Here is an 18,857-nt window from a genome sequence, read left to right on the forward strand (position 1 = left end):
TGGGTGTTTTTTTTTTATTATCCCACCGCCCCAATTCTTTTGTCCCCCCCCCGGGGGCCCCCAACCGTTTTTGGGGGGGGGCCCCCACGGCGTTTCGTGTAGGTGGGTCTACGGCGTGTCGGGTTGATCCGTGATCCCCCACACCTCCCCACGGGGGTGCCCCACCGGCCCCCACTTGCGCCTGGAATGCCCGCTATCTGCGGGTTTGCTGGCGGTTGTCAGGTGCTCTCCGGCGCGCGTCGCGCGTGTCGGGGGAACTGCGCGAAATCTCCCCCACCTCGGTGATAGCTGGTGTGACCTGCGAAGTTCGCCAAGCGGGGACCGAGATCACCGACGCTTTCGATTGAAAGTGGGGGAAAGTGGGGTAATGTGGAGCCCGCACTACAGGAGGCCGAACAGTCGAGAGGGTGATCCGGTAGGAGGTGGCGAGGCTTGTTTCTCGGTACCTATACCCCTCGGTTGGACGACAAAGGGCGACTGACGTTGCCTGCGAAGTTCCGGGACGAGCTGGCGGGAGGGTTGATGGTCACGAAGGGACAAGACCACAGCCTTGCCGTGTATCCGAAGGACGAGTTCACCGCGTTAGCGCGGAGAGCCGCGGCGGCATCCCGATCGAACCCGCAGGCCCGAGCATTCGTCCGGGCCTTGGCGGCTTCCAGTGATGAGCAACGTCCGGACGCACAGGGCCGGATCGTGCTGTCGGCAGAGCACCGCCGCTACGCCAATCTCTCCAAGGATTGCGTGGTGATCGGCTCGGTCGATTTCCTCGAGATATGGGACAAGACGGCCTGGGATTCCTACCTGGCCGAGCACGAGGAGGATTACTCGCAGGCCAGAGACGAGTCGCTGGGCGGGATCTTCTAGCCCGCAGCGAGGCGAGTGCCCTGCGGCCTCTGCCCGACACCGACCCTGACGTACTTCCCCAACGCCAGGTGCGGTGCTTCGGTCAGAGACCACGGGGCATTCGCCTTGATTCGAAGGTCGCTTTTTGAAGCGTCACAGCGCCCGGCGACCCCCGATGGGGCCGTGCGAATGAACGTGAGGCAGGAATTCCGGGAGGTCCAGGTGCACCGAGGCAATGACGGCCCCCGCCATGTTCCGGTTCTCCTGCACCGCGCCGACGAGATACTCGGTCCCGCACTGCATTCCGACGGCGCGGTCTACCTCGACTGCACCCTGGGACTCGGCGGTCATGCCGAGCATTTCCTGCAGACCTATCCCAATATCCGCCTGGTCGGCCTGGACCGCGACACCACCGCGCTGAAGCTGGCCGGGGAGCGACTATCGCCGTTCCAGGATCGGATCACCCTGGTGCACACCAGGTATGACGGGATCCCTGATGCGCTCGAGCAGGCCGGATTGGCCGAGACCGGTTCGGTGCACGCGATTCTGATGGATCTGGGTGTGTCCTCCATGCAGCTGGACGAGGCCGATCGCGGCTTCGCCTATTCCATCGACGCGCCCCTGGACATGCGGATGGACTCCAGTACCGGCCCCACCGCCGCCGACGTGCTCAATACCTACAGTCACGGCGACCTGGCCCGGGTGCTGAAAACCTATGGCGAGGAACGATTCGCGGGCAAGATCGCCTCCGAGATCGTGCGCCGGCGCCAGCGCACCCCGTTCACCACCAGTGCGCAACTGGTGGAAGTGCTCTACGACTCCATTCCCGCCGCGGCCCGGCGCACCGGCGGGCATCCGGCCAAGCGCACCTTCCAGGCGCTGCGGGTGGAGGTGAACAGAGAGCTGGAATCCCTGGAGGCCGCCCTGCCCGCCGCGCTGGACGCGCTGGCCCCGGGCGGGCGCATCGTGGTGATGAGCTATCAGTCGCTCGAGGACCGGGTGGTGAAGGTGGAGCTGGCCAAGCGGTCGGCCTCGCGCACCCCGCTGGACCTGCCGGTCGAATTGCCCGGCATGGGACCGGAATTCAAGATCCTGACCCGGGGCGCGGAGAAGGCGACCCAGCAGGAGATCGACGAGAACCCGCGGGCCGCTCCGGTGCGCATGCGGGCGGCGGAACGGATCGCAGGGGAGGACCGGTCGTGAAGTTGCGGGGAGAGCCGAGGTTGGCGTACGGCGAGCGATGGCGGTCACGCACCCGCTGGATCGGGGTCGCCCTATGACGATCCAGAAGCAGGCGGCGGGCCGGGGGACGCGCCGCGCGCAGGCCACCGAGAGCGTGAAAAAGGGTGCGGCGCAACGTGCTTACGCGCGTCGCCGTAACCGCGAGGGCGGCCGGGCCGAGCTTCCGGGCATGCGCCGCGGCCGGCGCAGCGATGCGATGCCGCGCGGGCGGATGTCCTTCGTGGCCACCATCATCGCGCTGCTGGGCTGCGGTCTGGCCCTCACCCTGCTGCTGACCACCCGCGCCACCGAGGACAGCTATCAACTCGGTGATCAGCGCCGCGCCAATCAGAAGCTCTCCGATGAACGTGATGCCCTGCAACGCGAGGTCGCCGCTGCCGATTCGGCCCCCGAATTGGCCCAGCGCGCCGCGGAACTCGGCATGATCCCGGCCAAGGATCCGGCCCGCCTGGTGATCGCCCCGGACGGCCAGGTCATCGTGGTCGGCAATCCGCAGCCCGCCCAGGGCAATCCGGTGCCGCCGCTCAACACCACCCCGCCCGCCGCGACCCAGCCGCCCAAACCGGGCCAGCCGCAGGCCGATCGCGTGGTCCCGGTGACCACCACCCCGGCCGCGCCTGCCGCCCCGACCACCACCGCCGCGAATCCCGTTCCGGCGGCTCCGATCCCGACGCCGCAGAACCCGCAGGTCCAGGCGAACGGAGCGCCGCGATGACGAACGCGGTGAGCTGGGAGACGACGAACGGGGTTGGTCGATGAGTCCGACCCGCGCGGGGCGCGGGCGCGATTCGAGCCGGGGACGCAGTACCACCACGCGGAGCCGGACCGGCGCGGGCCGGGCGAGTTCCGGGCCGGGGCGGCAGTCGAGACCGCGGCCCGCTCCGGGGCTGGACTCGAGTACGCGATTCCGGTTCGGGGTGGGCCGGTTGGTCATGCTGGTGGCGCTGGCCGTGGCGGCCATTCAATTGTTGTGGGTGCAGAGTGTTTCCGCGCCGAAGCTGTCGGCGGAGGCGGCGAGTCAGCGATCGACGACGGTGCCGGATCCGGCCACCCGCGGTGCGATCACGGACCGGTACGGCAAGTCGCTGGCCTTCACGATCGCGGCCAAGCAGCTGAGCTTTCGTCCGCTGGTGGTCCGCAAGGACCTCGCGGATGCCTACGAGAAGAATCCGCAGACGGCGCCGAATCCGGACGATCGGCTGGCGGCCATCGCCAAATACATGCACGAGAAGCTCGGCAACGCGGCGATCGAGAAGGACATCCTCGCCCAGTTGAAGAGTGACGAGCCGTTCGTCTACCTGGTGCGGAACGTGGATCCGCGGATCGCCGCCGACATCACCCTGAAGTTTCCGGAGATCGGCCAGGACCGTCAGGACATGCGCCAGTATCCCGGTGGATCGTTGGCCGCCAATGTGATCGGCGCGACCGGCTGGGACGGGCACGGTCAGATCGGCCTGGAATCCTCGATGGACGCGCAGCTGGCCGGCACCGACGGCTCGCTCACCTACGACCGCGGCTCCGACGGCGCGGTGATCCCGGGCTCGTGGCGCGATCGCCACCCCGCGGTCAACGGCTCCGGCCTGGAGCTGACCCTGGACTCGGATCTGCAGTACTACGTGCAGCAGCAGGTGCAGCAGGCCAAGGATCTCTCCGGCGCGGGCGCGGCCTCGGCGGTGGTGCTGGATGTGCACACCGGTCAGGTGCTGGCCATGGCCAACGACAACACCTTCAATCCTTCCCTGGACCCGGCCACCTGGGCCACCACCGATCTGGGCAACCCGTCGGTGCAGGAGGTGTTCGAGCCGGGTTCGGTGAACAAGATCGTCACCGCGGCCGCGGCCATCGAGTACGGCGTCACCAATCCCGATGAGGTGCTGGATGTTCCGGGCGCCATCAATATGGGTGGCGTCACCGTGCACGACGCCTGGGTGCACGGCAACGCGCCCTACACCACCACCGGAGTCTTCGGTAAGTCGTCGAACGTGGGCACGCTCATGCTGGCCCAGCGGGTCGGCGAGGACCGCTGGTACGACATGGTGAAGCGCTTCGGCATCGGCCAGCGCACCGGTGTCGGCCTGCCCGGTGAGAGCGCCGGTGTGCTGCCCTCGCGGGATCAGTGGTCGGGCTCGACCTTCGCGAACCTGCCCATCGGACAGGGCCTTTCGATGACGACCCTGCAGATGACCGCCATGTACCAGGCCATCGCCAATGACGGCGTGCGGATTCCGCCGCGCATCGTGAAGGCCCGCATCGCCCCGGACGGCACCCGCACCGAGGAGGAGCCGCCGGACAGCGTCAAGGTGGTGAGCCCGCAGACGGCGCGCACGCTGCGGCAGATGTTCGAGTCGGTGGTGCAGAAGGATCCCAACGGCGGCAACCAGACCGGCACCGGTACCCAGGCCGCCATCGAGGGCTATCAGGTCGCCGGGAAGACCGGCACCGCGCAGCAGGTCGACCCGAAATGCCACTGCTATTCGGCCGACCGCTACTGGATCACCTTCGCGGGCATGGCGCCCGCCGACAATCCGCGCTACGTGATCGGCATGATGCTGGACGCGCCGGTGCGCAGTTCCGACGGCAGCGGCGGCGGTTCGGCCGCGCCGCTGTTCCACAGCATCGCCTCGTGGCTGCTGCAGCGGGATCGGATTCCGCCGTCGCCGCCCGCCAAACAGCTGGTTCTGCAGGCGAGTTAGAGCAGGGATCGGATGGTAGTGATACATGCCGCGCCCGGCGCTCACAGTGCGCTATGACCGGCCCGCGCAGTGCTGGATGACGGCCCTGCGCAGTGCCGGACGATGACACCGCGCAGGGCCGGATGACCGAACGCCGCCGTGCCGATCGCGCGGCGATCCAACACAGGTAACCTGACACGTCGATCCGGTCCGCCGGACCGTTCTCCTGATATGACCGCCTTGATGACCGCCACTGGAGAGGAGCTTCGTGCCCGCGCAGTTCAGCCCGCAGGTGCTTCGGCCCGCTGCCGCCGCAGCGACCGGCTTGCGCAAGGTGCAGGAACTCACGGGCGCGCGCAGCGCCGCATCCCCGGGAGAACTGGAGAACATCCAGGTCACCGGTATCGAGCAGCGCTCCAACGCGGTTCGCGCGGGTGATCTGTTCGCCGGTCTCGCCGGAGGACACGCGCACGGTGCCCGATTCGCCGCGGATGCGGTCGAGCGCGGAGCGGTTGCGATCCTCACCGATGCGGCGGGTGCGGAGTTGATCGGCGAGATCGCCGTCCCCGTGCTGGTACACGACGCGCCGCGCGCGGTGCTCGGTGAGTTGTCCTCGGCCCTTTACGGTGACCCGTCACGCAAACTCCGCATCGTCGGCATCACCGGTACCTCCGGTAAGACCACCACCTCCTATCTGGTGGAAGCCGGGCTCGCCGCGGCCGGGCTGCGCACCGCGCTCATCGGCACCATCGAGACCCGCATCGGCGGCGTCCGGGTGCCCTCGGCGCTGACCACCCCCGAGGCTCCGCAACTGCACGCGATGTTCGCGCTCATGGTCGAGCAGGGCGTGGACGCGGTCGTCATGGAGGTTTCGAGCCACGCGCTGGCGCTGGGCCGGGTGGACGGGGTGAGCTTCGCGGTCGGTGCGTTCACCAACCTGTCCCAGGACCACCTCGACTTCCATTCCGACTTCGAGGACTACTTCGCGGCCAAGCGCCGCTTGTTCATTCCGGACGGCCCGGATTCCGCCGCCGCGCCGCGCCCTTCGGTGGCCGCGGCCGTATCGGTCATCTGTGTCGACGACGAGTGGGGGCAGCGCCTCGGGGCCGAGATCCGCGCTGACCTGGCCACCGCCTCGGACCGTCGTTTGCAGACCGTCGCCACGCGTGACGGCGTTGCCGCGGACTGGACGGCCGGTGCCGCCACGGCGGGCGTCGGGGGCACCCAGGAGTTCACTGCTTCGGGGCCGCATGTCAATGTGGATGTGCGCCTGCGGCTTCCGGGTGCGTACAACATCGCCAATGGGCTGCTGGCGGTCGCGGTGTGCGCGGCGGCCGGGGTCGAGGCGGAGACTGCCGCTGCGGCGCTCGGTGCGGTGGATGTGCCGGGCCGCATGCAGCGGGTTGACAAGGGCCAGGAGTTTCTGGCCGTGGTGGATTACGCGCACAAGCCCGCCGCGATCGAATCGGTCGTGGCGACCTTGCGCACGTGGTTGGCCGACGGTGCCCATTCAGGGCGCGGGACGGGACGTCTGGCGGTAGTGGTGGGTGCGGGCGGTGATCGTGATGCCGGCAAGCGGCCCTTGATGGGTGCGGCGGCGGCGCGCGGCAGCGACCTGGCCATCATTACCGACGACAATCCGCGCAGCGAGGACCCGGCGGCCATTCGCGCCGCGGTGCTCGCCGGTGCCGAACAGGTGCCGGACGCGGAACGCGGTGAGGTCCGGGAGGTGGGGGACCGGGCGGACGCGATCGCCGCCGTCGTCGCTTGGGCGCAGCCCGGCGACGTGGTGCTGATCGCGGGCAAGGGACATGAGACAGGGCAGGAGATTTCAGGAGTGAAGCATCCGTTCGACGACCGCGAGGTACTCGCGGCCGCCCTGTCGGAAAAGACGAGGGACCTGACGCATTCATGATCGAGATGACTTTGCGGGAGATCGCGGAGGTCGTCGGCGGCACGCTGCACGACGCCCCGGACCCCGACGCCAGGGTCACCGGCTCGGCCGAGTTCGATTCGCGCCGAATCGGTTCCGGTGACCTGTTCCTGGCATTGCCGGGTGAGCGCGCCGACGGCCACGACTTCGCGGCGCGCGCCGTCGCGGCGGGCGCGGTCGCGGTGCTGGCCGCCCGGCCGGTGGGCGTGCCCGCCATCGTGGTGACGCCGCGCCCCGGCGATACGCACGCCCTCGCGCTGGCCCACGACACCGACGGTTCCGGTGCGGCGGTGCTGGCCGCGCTGGCCAAGCTGGCCCGTGTGAGCGTGGATCGGCTGGTGGCCGCGGGCTCCCTGACCGTGGTCGGTGTGACCGGTTCTTCCGGCAAGACCTCCACCAAGGATTTGATCGCGGCCGTGCTCGCGCCGCTGGGATCCGTTGTGGCCCCGCCCGGTTCGTTCAACAACGAGCTCGGCCACCCGTGGACCGCGTTGCGCGCCGACGCGGACACCCGCTTCCTGGTGCTGGAGCTCTCGGCTCGCGGCCCGGGACATATCAAGGCGCTCACCGAGATCGCCCCGCCCGGCATCGGCGTCGTGCTCAATGTCGGCACCGCGCATCTGGGCGAGTTCGGCAGCCGCGAGGTCATCGCGCAGGCCAAAGGCGAACTCGTCGAAGCACTTCCGGCTTCCGGTCTCGCCGTGCTGAACGCCGATGATCACCTGGTCGCCAAGATGGCGGAGCGGACCTCGGCCCGCGTGGTCACGGTCGGGCAGAGCGGCAATGCCGATATCCACGCCTCCGACGTCGTCCTCGACGACCGTGCCCGGGCCCGATTCACCTTGCACGCCAAGGGCCAATCCATCGCTGTCCAGCTGGCCGTGCACGGTGAGCATCAGGTCGGCAACGCGCTTTCCGCAGCCGCTGTCGCCCTCGATCAGGGCGCGGATCTCGCCACCGTCGCACAGGCGCTGTCCGGCGCGACCGTCGTCTCGGGCCGCCGCATGGACGTGCGCACCCGCGCCGACGGCGTCACCGTAGTCAACGACTCCTACAACGCCAACCCGGATTCGGTGCGGGCCGCGCTCAAGGCGCTGGTCACCATGTCCAAGGCCGGTACCGAACCCCGCGCCAGCTGGGCGGTGCTCGGCGAAATGGCGGAACTGGGCGAGGAATCCGTCCTCGAACACGACAAGATCGGCCGCCTGGTGGTGCGCCTGGATGTGGATCGCCTGATCGTCGTCGGCCAGGGCCGTCCCGTGCGCGCCCTGTTCCAGGGCGCGGTGCAGGAGGGCTCCTGGGGTGAGGAGGCCATTCACGTGCCGGACACCGAGGCGGCCATCGCCCTGCTCGACGAGGAATTGGAGCCGGGTGCGGTGATTTTGGTGAAGGGCTCGAACTCCGCGGGCCTGTGGACGGTCGCCGACCATCTGCTCGAGACCGCGCCGGAGGCCACCCGATGACCCAGATCCTATTGTCGGCGGCCATCGCGCTGACCGTCTCCATCCTGCTGACCCCCGTGGTGATCCGCTATTTCGCCAAACAGGGCTTCGGACAGGAGATCCGGGTGGACGGCCCGGAGAGCCACAAGGCCAAGCGCGGCACCCCCACCATGGGCGGCGTCGCCATCATCATCGGCATGTGGGCCGGATACCTGGGCTCGCACCTGATCTCGATGACCTACGGCGAGCCGGGGCCCTCGGCCTCGGGGCTGCTGGTCATGGGCCTGGCCACCGCGCTGGGCTTCGTCGGCTTCCTTGACGACCTGATCAAGCTGCGCAAGCAGCGCAATCTGGGTCTGACCGCGGCCGGCAAGTACATCGGCCAGCTCACCTCGGCGGTCGTGTTCGGTGTGCTGGCACTGCAATTCCGCAACAATCACGGCCTCACGCCCGGCGACAAGCACCTGTCCTACACCCGCGACATCAATACGGTGACGCTGTGGCTGCCGTTCTTCCTGGCGTTCGTCTGCCTGATCGTGGTGGCCTGGTCCAATGCGGTCAACCTGACCGACGGCCTGGACGGTCTGGCCGCGGGCTCCATGAGTCTGGTGCTGGGCGCGTACATGATCATCACCTTCTGGCAGTGGCGTAATTCCTGCTCCGCGCACGCGGTCGCGGGCTGCTACCAGGTCCGGGATCCGCTGGATCTGGCACTGGTGTGCGCCGCGGGCGGCGCGGCCTGCATCGGCTTCCTGTGGTGGAATGCCGCGCCCGCCAAGATCTTCATGGGCGACACCGGTTCGCTGATGCTGGGCGGTCTGCTCGCGGGCCTGTCCATCACCACCCGCACCGAACTGCTCATGGTCGTGATCGGCGCGCTGTTCGTGGCCGAGACCGCCTCGGTGGTGCTGCAGGTGGCGGTCTTCCGCACCACGCGCAATCGCCTGTTCAAGATGGCACCGTTCCATCATCACTTCGAGCTGAGCGGGTGGGCCGAAACCTCGGTGATCATCCGGTTCTGGTTGCTGGCCGGTATGGCCTCGGCGATCGGACTGGGCCTGTTCTACAGCGAATACCTCTCTGCGGCAGGGTGAGTGAGCAATGTCCGAACATTCTCCGAGGGTCCTGCGTTCACCGGGGCCCATGTTGGAATTCCTGCGCGGCCGTGACGTGCTGGTGGCCGGTTGGGGCGTCTCCGGACGCTCGCTGATCGAGCCCCTGCAGGACATCGGCGCGCGCCCGATCGTCACCGACGGCGGCGAGAAGGCACTGGCCGAGGCCGCCGAACTGGGCCTGGGCACCGCCACCGCCGACGAGCTACTGCAACCCGATGCGATGCAACGCTTCGCGCTGGTGATCACCAGCCCGGGCTGGCGGCCGGACTCGCCGGTGCTGGTGTCCGCCGTCACCGAGGGCATCCCGGTGTGGGGCGACGTCGAGTTCGCCTGGTGGGTGGATCAAGCCCGCATCTACGGGCCGGTGCGCAAATGGCTGGTGGTGACCGGCACCAACGGCAAGACCACCACCACCCAGATGACGCACTCGATTCTGCGTGCCGCCGGGATCGCCTCGGTGGCCTGCGGCAATATCGGCCTGCCCATCCTGGACGCGCTGCGCCGCAGCCCGGGTCCGCAGATCCTGGCGGTGGAACTCTCCTCGTTCCAGCTGCACTGGGCCCCGTCGGTGCGCCCGGAGGCGGGCGTGGTGCTGAATGTGGCCGAGGATCACCTGGATTGGCACGGCGGGCTGGACGCCTACGCGGCCGCCAAGGCGCGTGCACTGACCGGTCGGGTCGGCGTGGTCGGCCTGGACGATGCGGTGGCCGCGTCGCTGGCGCGAAAGTCCAAGGCGCGCCGCACCGTCGGCTTCCGCATCGGCGTCCCCGCCGACGGTGAACTCGGTGTGGTGGACGGCAAGCTGCTCGATCGCGCCTTCACCAAGGCCGCCATCCTGGCCGAGGTCGGCGATATCAGCCCGCAGGGCCCGGCCGGGGTGGCCGACGCGCTGGCCGCGGCCGCGCTCACCCGATCCATCGATGTGGCACCGCAGTTCGTGAAGGAGGGCCTGCAGGAGCACAAGGTCGGCCCGCACCGGGCGGCCCACGTGCGGGAGCTGGCGGGCGTCGAGTTCGTCGACGACTCCAAGGCCACCAACCCGCATGCCGCGCGTTCCTCGATCCTGGCCCACCCCAGCGTGATCTGGGTGGCGGGCGGTCAGCTCAAGGGCGCGGGCGTCGAGGACCTGATCGAGGAGTGCCGCGAACACCTGGTCGCGGCCGTGCTTTTCGGGCAGGACGCGGCCGTGATCGCGGCCGCACTCGCGCGACACGCCCCCGATGTCCCGGTCGTGGAGCTGAATTCGGGGGACGATGCTCGGATGGGTGACCCCTTCACCGAGATCGAACCCGACGCGGTGATGGCGCGCGCGGTGCGCGTGGCGGCCGGTTACGCCCATCGCGGCGATACCGTCCTGCTGGCCCCGGCCGCGGCGTCCCTCGACATGTTCGCCGACTACACGCACCGCGGACGGAGTTTCGCGGCCGCCGTGCAGGCCCTGGACGAGAAGGACATCGGGAGAACCGAATGACGACGACGGCGCCGCGGCGGGCCGGGTCTGCCGCCCAGCGCATGCGAACCGGATGGTTCGGAGCCTGGCTGGCCCGCCCGCTGGCGTCGTTCCATCTCGTCGTCGCCATCGCGGTACTGCTCACCGTGCTCGGCCTGGTCATGGTGCTCTCGGCCTCCAGCGTGGAGTCGTATGCCGATGGCAAATCGGCGTATTCGCTGTTCATCCAGCAGACCATGTTCGCCGGTCTGGGCGCGGTGCTGTTCTATATCGCGCTGCGCATCCCCATGCGGGTGATGCGGCGGCTGTCGTTCCCGGTCTTCGCGCTCTCGGTGGTACTGCTGGTGCTGGTGCTGATTCCGGGCATCGGCACCGAGGTGCAGGGTTCGCGGCGCTGGTTCGACCTCGGGGTCGTGTCGGTGCAGCCCTCGGAGATCGTGAAAATCACACTGGTGGTGTGGGGTTCGCACCTGCTGGCCTCGCGGCAGACCGAAAAGGCCGGGTACAAGGACATTCTCATGCCGCTGGTGCCCGCGGGCCTGCTGGCGTGTTTCCTGGTCGTGCTGGAACCCAACCTCTCGACCACCATCGCGCTGGGCATCGTGCTCACCTCGCTGCTGTGGTTCGGCGGGCTGCCACTGCGCATGTTCGTGACGATCGCGGTCTCGGGCGGGGTGGCGGCGAGCATTCTCGCGCTCTCGGCCGGATACCGCTCCGACCGCATGCGCGCCTTCTTCAGCCCCGGCTCCGACCCGCAGGGCATCGGCTATCAGGCCCGGCAGGCCATGTATTCCCTTGCCGACGGCGGCATCTGGGGTCGCGGGCTGGGACAGTCGCGGGCCAAGTGGAGCTATCTGCCCAACGCGCACAACGACTTCATCTTCGCCATCATCGGCGAGGAGCTCGGCTTCCTCGGCTGCGCACTGGTGCTGGGACTGTTCGCGCTGTTCGTCTACGCCGGACTGCGCATCGCCACCCGCTCGGTGGATCCGTTCATCCGGCTGCTGACCGCCTCGGCCACCACCTGGATCACCGGTCAGGCCCTGATCAATGTCGGCTATGTGGTGGGTTTGCTGCCGGTCACCGGTCTGCAGCTGCCGCTGGTGTCGGCGGGCGGCTCGTCGCTGGCCATCACCCTGCTCATGTTCGGCATCATCGCCAATGCCGCCCGGCACGAACCGGAGGCGGTGGCGGCCCTGCACGCCGGGCAGGACGGGCGGGTGAGCCGGCTGCTGCGGCTGCCCACCCCCGAAATGTATTCGCCCGCACGGGCGAAGGCGGCGCGTGCCCGCACCAAGGCGAAGGCCAAGGTCAAGCCGAGTCCGCCGCGCCGCGCGCTACCATCGCCCCGGGAACGGGGTGGCCCGGAACGGTCGTCGCGGCGATCGATAGATTCGGATTCGGCCCGGCGCAGCCGGGCCTGGGAACCCAACTATCCGACCAAAAACGCCAGGGAACGGGGTAATTCGAGGTGACAGTGGAGCGGCCGGACGGCGATGCGGCTACCGCGACCGAGCCGATCGCGGGTGTGCACACCGATTTACCCGAACACCTGCGGCGCGTGCACATGATCGGCATCGGCGGTGCCGGCATGTCGGGCATCGCCCGGATTCTGCTGTCGCGCGGCGGCATGGTGTCGGGCTCCGACGCCAAGGAGAGCCGCGGCGTGCTGGCGCTGCGGGCGCGCGGGGCCGAAGTGCGCATCGGCCACGACGCGAACGCCCTCGACCTGCTGCCCGGCGGGCCCACCGCCGTGGTCACCACCTACGCCGCCATCCCCAAGACCAATCCTGAACTGGTGGAGGCGCATCGGCGCGGGCTGCCGGTGCTGCTGCGCCCGGCCGTGCTGGCCTCGCTGATGGAGGGCCACAAGACGCTGCTCGTCTCGGGCACGCACGGCAAGACCTCGACCACCTCCATGCTGGTGGTGGCATTGCAGCACTGTGGATTCGACCCGTCCTTCGCGGTCGGCGGCGAACTCAACGAGGCTGGCACCAACGCGCACCACGGCACCGGCGGCATCTTCGTGGCCGAGGCCGACGAGAGCGACGGGTCACTGCTGCAGTACGCGCCGGATGTCGCGGTGGTCACCAATATCGAATCCGACCATCTGGATTACTTCGGCACCGACGAGGCGTATGTCCAGGTCTTCGACGACTTCGTGGACCGGCTCGAAAAGGGCGGTCGGCTGGTGGTGTGCCTGGACGATCCGGGCTCGCTGGGGCTGGCGCGGCGCTCGGTCGAGAGGCTGGCCGACGACCCACGCGGCATTCAGGTGATCGGTTACGGCTCGGGCGATTTCGCGGAGTTCGGGGTGCCGGTCGGCGCGCAACTGCTGTCGTTCGAACCGCGTGATGTCGGCGGTGTGGCGGTCTTCCAGCTTTCCGACGAGCCCGCCCCGCGCACCCTGCGCCTGTCGGTGCCCGGCCGCCACATGGCCCTCAACGCGCTCGGCGCGCTGCTGGCCGCTCGTGCCACCGGGGCCGATATGGGCGAGATCATCCAGGGCCTGGAGGGTTTCGGCGGTGTGCACCGCCGCTTCCAACTCACCGGGCGCGAGAACGGCGTGCGCGTCTTCGACGACTACGCCCACCATCCGACCGAGGTGCGCGCGGTGCTCTCGGCCGCCGCCGAACTGGTCGCCCAGGAGGCCCGTGACGGCGCGCGTTCGCGGCCGGGCCGGGTGATCGTGGTCTTCCAGCCCCACTTGTACAGCCGCACCGCCACTTTCGCGACCGAGTTCGGGGCGGCGCTGTCGCTGGCCGACGAGGTCGTGGTGCTCGATGTGTACGGTGCGCGCGAGGAGCCGCTGCCCGGCGTCAACGGTGCGCTGGTGGCCGGCGCGGTCACCAAACCCGTGCACTACCAGCCGGATATGTCGCGCGTCGGCAAGCAGGTGGGTGCACTGGCGCGGCCCGGCGATGTGGTGATCACCATGGGCGCGGGCGATGTGACCATGCTGGGCAGCCAGATCCTCGACGGCCTGCGCGCCCGACCCAGCCACGGGCGGTGAGCACGCATGAGCTCGGGTGGGGGAGTGGACGGTCCGGCGACGCCGGAGTCGGACGAAGACGACTGGGCGGACGGCGATCCGGCCGAGTTCGAGTCGGCTGAGCCCGAGGAGATCGTCGAGAGCTCCGCGGCCCGGCGGGCCCGGCTGCGGCGCGGCCGCGCGCCGCGCGAATCGCGGTTCCGCAATGCCTGGCGGTCGCGCGGGATCCGGCTCGGGGTACCGGCCGGTGTGATCGTGCTGATCGCGCTGGGACTGGTCGCCTGGTTCACCCCGCTGCTGGCCGTCCGCACGGTCCGCATCGAGGGGCTGGCCGCCATTCCGGAACAACAGGTTCAGGACGCGCTGCAGATGCCCGAGGGCCGCTCGATGCTGCGGTTGGACACCGATGCCCTGGCCGAGCGGGTGGCGCGACTACCCAAGGTCCGTTCGGCGCGCGTGCAGCGCGAATTCCCGTCGACCGTCCAGGTGACCGTGGTCGAACGCACCCCCGTGCTGTACTTCGACAGCCCGGACGGGACACACCTGCTCGATTGCGACAGCGTGGAATTCGCCATCGAGCCGCCGGGACCCGGAGTGCCCAAACTCATTACCGACCATCCGGGCGGTTCGGATCCGGTGACCAAGGCCGCGGTCGCGGTCATGGCCGCTATGCCCGTCTCGCTGCGCGATCAGGTGGGCGTGGGAGCGGTTGTGGCCCGCTCGGTTTCGGATATTGCCCTGGAGTTGCGTGATGGGCGTACTGTGCTCTGGGGAGGAACCGTGGACTCGGCGCGCAAGGCGGCGGTGGTCGGCCCCCTGCTTTCCCAGCCGGGCAAGGTATTCGATGTTTCGAGTCCGAATCTCGTCACGGTAAAGTGAGCGATACCCATTGGGCCGCCGAAATTTTCGGTGGTTTGCCGGAAGGGCACCATCGGTTCCGATCCAGGACCGGAGGGCAACCGTCCACGATACGATGCTCGGGTGGGTCGGACGAGGCGAATCACACAAGATTCTGACACTCGTTTCGGCGCGCCTGCGCAAGTAACTCGGTGGCTGCGAATACCGTTCGGCACCAGTCGGATACTTGACATAACGCTGAAGCTATGGTTGAGGGTTTATCGGACCGAGACCATAACGCCGGCGTACGGCGAGTAACCGAAGACGACAAGCTGTTTCAGATCGAAGGAAGGCGAGAGCCCATGACGCCCCCGCACAACTACCTTGCTGTGATCAAGGTCGTCGGTATCGGCGGCGGCGGCGTGAATGCCGTCAACCGGATGATCGAACAGGGACTCAAGGGAGTCGAGTTCATCGCCGTCAACACCGATGCGCAGGCGTTGTTGATGTCCGATGCCGACGTGAAGCTCGATGTCGGCCGCGAATTGACCCGCGGCCTGGGCGCCGGAGCCGACCCCGAGGTCGGCCGCAAGGCCGCCGAGGACCACAAGGACGAGATCGAGGAAGTGCTCAAGGGCGCGGACATGGTCTTCGTGACCGCCGGCGAGGGCGGTGGCACCGGCACCGGTGGCGCGCCCGTCGTGGCGCAGATCGCCCGCAAACTCGGCGCACTCACCATCGGCGTTGTGACGCGGCCGTTCTCGTTCGAGGGCAAGCGCCGCAGCAACCAGGCCGAGGCGGGCATCCAGGCCCTGCGCGAGTCCTGCGACACCCTCATCGTCATCCCCAACGACCGCCTGCTGCAGCTGGGCGACGCGGCCGTGAGCCTGATGGACGCCTTCCGTTCCGCGGATGAGGTGCTGCTCAACGGTGTTCAGGGCATCACGGATCTGATCACCACCCCGGGTCTGATCAATGTCGACTTCGCGGACGTCAAGTCGGTCATGTCCGGCGCGGGCAGCGCCCTCATGGGCATCGGTTCCGCCCGCGGCGAGGGCCGCTCGGTGAAGGCCGCCGAGTCGGCGATCAATTCACCGCTGCTGGAAGCCTCCATGGACGGCGCGCACGGCGTGCTGCTCTCGATCGCCGGTGGTTCCGACCTCGGCCTGTTCGAGATCAACGAGGCCGCCTCGCTGGTGCAGGAGGCCGCCCACATCGAGGCCAACATCATCTTCGGAACGGTCATCGACGATTCGCTCGGCGATGAGGTCCGCGTCACCGTGATCGCCGCCGGTTTCGACGGCAGCGGACCGGCCCGGCGCATCGAACCCGCGGTCAGCCGGTTCACCGGCAGCGGCGCCGGCACCGCCTCGGCCTCGGCCGGATCGGTAAGCCGCAGCAGTGATTACAGCCCGGCGCGCGCCGCCGAGCCCGCCCGCCCCGCCGAGCCCGCCCCGGCACCGGTGGCCCAGCAGCCCGCCCCCGTGGCCGAGCGCGGACCCGCGCCCTCCTACAGCGCGCCGCGTCCCACCACGGTCGATCCGACCATCGGCAGCAACTCCCGCAACCACATTCAGCCCCCGGACGCCGATGACGACGATGTCGACGTCCCGTCCTTCATGCGGCGATAACTCCAAGCGCCCGTAAGGGATTCATCTCACATCGCGCCCGCTCCGATCCCGGAGCGGGCGCGGTGGCGTTCGGGCCGTGGTGAGTTTCGGGTAGCCCGCCGATGGCTACTACCCTCGATGTCATGACTTCTGCTGCACCGATGTTTCGAACCCGGCGGGTGACCACCACTCGCACGGGTGGGTTCTCGCAGGCTCCCTACGACTCGTTCAATCTGGGCGACCATGTCGGGGATGATCCGGAGGCGGTGCGGCGCAATCGGGTTCGGCTGGCGGAGAGTCTCGGGCTGGCGCCCGATCATCTGGTGTGGATGGAACAGATCCACGGGCGGAACGTGGAGATCGTGGACGGGCCGCGCGACGAGCCGGTGCCTGCCACGGATGCGCTGGTGACCACGCGCCGCGATCTGGCGCTGGTGGTGCTGAGCGCCGACTGCGTGCCGATCCTGCTGTCGGATGACGAGGCCGGGGTGATCGCCGCCGTGCACGCGGGCCGCATCGGGGCGAGGATCGGGATCGTGCCGCGCGTGCTGGAGGCCATGGTGTCGGTGGGCGCGAAGCCCGAGCGCATCGGCGCGTTCCTCGGCCCGGCGGCCAGCGGTCGCCAGTACGAGGTGCCCGCCGCCATGCGCGCCGATGTCGAGGCGCATCTGCCCGGCAGCGCGACCACCACCGCCAAGGGCACGCCGGGTCTGGATCTGCGCGCGGGCATCCGCCGGCAGCTGGAGGCGGCCGGGGTGAGCGGCGTGGCCGTGGATCCGCGTTGCACCATCGAGGACAAGACCCTGTTCTCACACCGGCGCGGCGCGCCGACGGGGCGACTCGCCGGTGTGATTTGGATGTCATCCGAGGGAGTTTCAGAATGACCGAAAGTTTTACCGCCCCAGCGGGATCCGATGCGACGGGCGTCACGTCCCGCACCGGTCGCGCCGCGGAGCTGGAAAGCTCCCTCGCAGCGCTCATCGAGCGAATCGACGCAGCGTGCCGGGCCGCTGGCCGAGATCCGGGCGAGGTGCGGCTGCTACCGGTCACCAAGTTCTTCCCCGCCTCGGATATCGAGATCCTCTATCACCTGGGCCGCCGCGAGTTCGGTGAGTCCCGCGAGCAGGAGGCCGCGGACAAGGTGGCGCAGCTGGGACACCTGTCCCAGATGCGCTGGGAATTCATCGGCAGGCTCCAGCGCAACAAGGCGAAATCCGTTGCACGCTGGGCCGATACCGTCTACTCGGTGGACAGCGACCGGCTCGCGAGCGCCCTCGAGACGGGCGCGCGGGCGGCCCTGGACGACGGCACCCGCGCCACCCCCTTGCGCGTCCTGCTGCAGGTGTCCCTCGACGCCGATCCCGAGCGCGGCGGTGTCCGCGACGCGGCGTTGCACGCGCTCGCCGATCAGGTCGCCGCCTCGGAATCACTGCAGCTCGGGGGCCTGATGGCGATCCCCCCGCTGGATGTCGACCCGGATGTCGCATTCGAGCAACTTGCCCGCATCCACGCCGCATTAACGACCGACCACCCCGGCGCGATCGAACTCTCGGCGGGCATGTCCGGCGACTTGGAGTCGGCGGTCCGCCACGGCAGCACGTGCGTGCGTGTCGGTACTGCCCTGATGGGCGCGCGACCGATAACCTCGGCGTAGCAAAGAAACCTCACCAGTCACATTTGAAACATATGCTTGGTGGCTAACGAGGTCTGAGCAGGACAACACCCCAGGCCAACCGGGGCCGAAGGAAGGTCGACCAGATGAGCACGCTGCACAAGTTCAAGGCGTACTTCGGGATGGTTCCGCTCGAGGATTACGAAGACGATTACGTCGACGATCGCGGAGCCGCCCGGAGCGCCGATGAGCGTGGCCAGCGTCGTCCCCGGCCCTACGCCGAACGCGAGCGTGAATACGACCGATACGGCGAGGACCGCTACGACGACGAGCCCGCTTACGAGCCGTCGTACAAGGCCCCCTACAAGCCGGCCTACAGCGCGTCCTCGCGTCGCGACGACTATGCCGACGATGCCCGCGAGCGCGACCACCGCGACCGCTACGACGCCGACGATCGCTACGAGGCGACCCGGCGTCCGACCCGCATCGACACCGCCCCGTCCAGCCGCACCCGGACCGTGGGCGGCAGCGCGCCCATGGTGCGTGGCAGCACCCGCGGCGCGCTCGCGATGGATACCGACGCGGAGCGTCGCATTGAGGATCTGCGGGAGCAGGAGCGCCGTATCGAGGCGGCCCGCCGTCCCCAGATCTTCGAGGACGGAGGCACCTTGTCCAAGATCACGACGTTGCGCCCGCGCACCTATGCGGAGGCGGCCATCATCGGTGAGCGCTTCCGTGACGGCACGCCGGTGATCATGGATCTGGTCGAGATGAGCAACTCCGACGCGCGTCGCCTGGTGGACTTCGCCGCGGGTCTGGCCTTCGCCCTGCGTGGTTCGTTCGACAAGGTCGCCACCAAGGTGTTCCTGCTGTCGCCCGCCGATGTGGACGTCTCCGCCGAGGAGCGCCGCCGCATCGCCGAGAACGGTTTCTACAACCAGAAGTAAGAGCCCACTCTCGGGACTCTCAGGGGCGGGGAACCCCTGATGGACGCCCGAGAGTAGGGTCGGACCAAAAGTAAACCAAGGCAACGAGTTACGTTGCGTATACGGGGGTTGCGACTTTGTCGCGGGGGAATCTTGGGGGAGTCTTGCGCCCGGCTTGTCGGG

15 protein-coding genes are annotated in these 18,857 nt (G+C 68.8%); all 15 read left to right on the forward strand.

Annotated elements, in window-relative coordinates; all coding sequences use genetic code 11:
* Window positions 1-432 precede the first annotated feature (432 nt).
* The 15 genes from mraZ to sepF all read left to right on the forward strand — a co-directional run bounded on the left by mraZ (window position 433) and on the right by sepF (window position 18,695).
* Complete coding sequence (gene mraZ, locus ACFXHA_RS36090; RefSeq protein WP_379364248.1) at window positions 433-864, forward strand: division/cell wall cluster transcriptional repressor MraZ; 432 nt, start codon at window positions 433-435, stop codon at window positions 862-864.
* Between the two features lie 168 nt (window positions 865-1,032).
* On the forward strand, window positions 1,033-2,046 hold the full coding sequence (gene rsmH / locus ACFXHA_RS36095) for a 16S rRNA (cytosine(1402)-N(4))-methyltransferase RsmH (RefSeq protein WP_379364250.1): 1,014 nt from the start codon (window positions 1,033-1,035) through the stop codon (window positions 2,044-2,046).
* 73 nt (window positions 2,047-2,119) lie between these two features.
* Window positions 2,120-2,800 (forward strand): hypothetical protein, encoded by a 681-nt coding sequence (locus tag ACFXHA_RS36100; protein WP_379364252.1) that lies wholly within the window; start codon window positions 2,120-2,122, stop codon window positions 2,798-2,800.
* 40 nt (window positions 2,801-2,840) lie between these two features.
* On the forward strand, window positions 2,841-4,778 hold the full coding sequence (locus ACFXHA_RS36105) for a peptidoglycan D,D-transpeptidase FtsI family protein (protein WP_379364254.1): 1,938 nt from the start codon (window positions 2,841-2,843) through the stop codon (window positions 4,776-4,778).
* Between the two features lie 247 nt (window positions 4,779-5,025).
* Window positions 5,026-6,672: a UDP-N-acetylmuramoyl-L-alanyl-D-glutamate--2,6-diaminopimelate ligase gene (locus ACFXHA_RS36110; RefSeq protein ID WP_379364256.1), complete on the forward strand. Its 1,647-nt coding sequence runs from the start codon at window positions 5,026-5,028 to the stop codon at window positions 6,670-6,672.
* Window positions 6,669-8,153 (forward strand): UDP-N-acetylmuramoyl-tripeptide--D-alanyl-D-alanine ligase, encoded by a 1,485-nt coding sequence (gene murF, locus ACFXHA_RS36115; protein WP_379364258.1) that lies wholly within the window; start codon window positions 6,669-6,671, stop codon window positions 8,151-8,153. Before ACFXHA_RS36110 ends, murF begins: the two co-directional genes overlap by 4 nt.
* Entirely contained in the window at window positions 8,150-9,226 is a 1,077-nt protein-coding gene (mraY, locus tag ACFXHA_RS36120) for a phospho-N-acetylmuramoyl-pentapeptide-transferase (RefSeq protein ID WP_379364260.1), read from the forward strand. The genes murF and mraY overlap by 4 nt, the downstream gene beginning before the upstream one ends.
* A 49-nt stretch (window positions 9,227-9,275) precedes the next feature.
* Window positions 9,276-10,718: a UDP-N-acetylmuramoyl-L-alanine--D-glutamate ligase gene (murD, locus tag ACFXHA_RS36125; RefSeq protein WP_379364385.1), complete on the forward strand. Its 1,443-nt coding sequence runs from the start codon at window positions 9,276-9,278 to the stop codon at window positions 10,716-10,718.
* A complete protein-coding gene (ftsW, locus tag ACFXHA_RS36130) occupies window positions 10,715-12,172 on the forward strand; it encodes a putative lipid II flippase FtsW (protein ID WP_379364262.1) in 1,458 nt (485 codons plus the stop codon). The genes murD and ftsW overlap by 4 nt, the downstream gene beginning before the upstream one ends.
* A gap of 92 nt (window positions 12,173-12,264) precedes the next feature.
* Window positions 12,265-13,710, forward strand: coding sequence for a UDP-N-acetylmuramate--L-alanine ligase (gene murC, locus ACFXHA_RS36135; RefSeq protein WP_379364387.1), 1,446 nt, complete (start codon window positions 12,265-12,267; stop codon window positions 13,708-13,710).
* Window positions 13,711-13,716: 6 nt separating this feature from the next.
* Window positions 13,717-14,568, forward strand: a complete 852-nt coding sequence (locus tag ACFXHA_RS36140) for a cell division protein FtsQ/DivIB (RefSeq protein WP_379364264.1) — start codon at window positions 13,717-13,719, stop codon at window positions 14,566-14,568.
* Between the two features lie 320 nt (window positions 14,569-14,888).
* Window positions 14,889-16,157, forward strand: coding sequence for a cell division protein FtsZ (gene ftsZ / locus ACFXHA_RS36145; RefSeq protein ID WP_379364266.1), 1,269 nt, complete (start codon window positions 14,889-14,891; stop codon window positions 16,155-16,157).
* Between the two features lie 122 nt (window positions 16,158-16,279).
* Entirely contained in the window at window positions 16,280-17,020 is a 741-nt protein-coding gene (gene pgeF, locus ACFXHA_RS36150; protein ID WP_379364268.1) for a peptidoglycan editing factor PgeF, read from the forward strand.
* Entirely contained in the window at window positions 17,017-17,790 is a 774-nt protein-coding gene (locus tag ACFXHA_RS36155; RefSeq protein ID WP_379364270.1) for a YggS family pyridoxal phosphate-dependent enzyme, read from the forward strand. Before pgeF ends, ACFXHA_RS36155 begins: the two co-directional genes overlap by 4 nt.
* Before the next feature lie 104 nt (window positions 17,791-17,894).
* The gene (gene sepF, locus ACFXHA_RS36160) at window positions 17,895-18,695 is read left to right on the forward strand and encodes a cell division protein SepF (RefSeq protein ID WP_379364272.1); all 801 of its coding nucleotides are present in this window, start codon (window positions 17,895-17,897) and stop codon (window positions 18,693-18,695) included.
* The last annotated feature ends 162 nt before the right edge of the window (window positions 18,696-18,857 follow it).

The organism is Nocardia sp. NPDC059240 (assembly GCF_042753865.1).
GTDB lineage: Bacteria > Actinomycetota > Actinomycetes > Mycobacteriales > Mycobacteriaceae > Nocardia.